Genomic DNA, 274 nt, shown 5'->3' with positions numbered 1-274 from the left:
CCGCCATTGCGCGGACGGCATCGGCATCTGGCAATGGGCGAGCAACGACGAAGGCGGCGAGCCCGATGTGGTGATGGCCTGCGCGGGCGACGTGCCGACGCTGGAGACGCTCGCGGCCGTCGACCTGCTGCGCGGCTGGCTGCCCGATCTGAAAATACGCGTCGTGAACGTGGTGGATCTGATGACGCTCGAACCGGCCGACCGTCATCCGCACGGTCTGTCGGACGCCGATTTCAACGCGCTGTTCACCGTGAGCCGGCCCGTGATCTTCGCG

At 67.5% G+C, this 274-nt stretch carries 1 pseudogene; it reads left to right on the top strand.

The annotated features are described in order from the left end of the window. A pseudogene (locus tag SB751_RS30300) lies at nucleotides 1-274 on the top strand (phosphoketolase); the annotation flags it as partial.

Source organism: Cupriavidus sp. SIMBA_020 (genome assembly GCF_046535395.1).
Classification (GTDB): domain Bacteria; phylum Pseudomonadota; class Gammaproteobacteria; order Burkholderiales; family Burkholderiaceae; genus Cupriavidus; species Cupriavidus campinensis.
The sequence above is the reverse complement of the archived record's forward strand: the minus strand, read 5'-3'. Positions and strand labels throughout refer to the sequence as shown.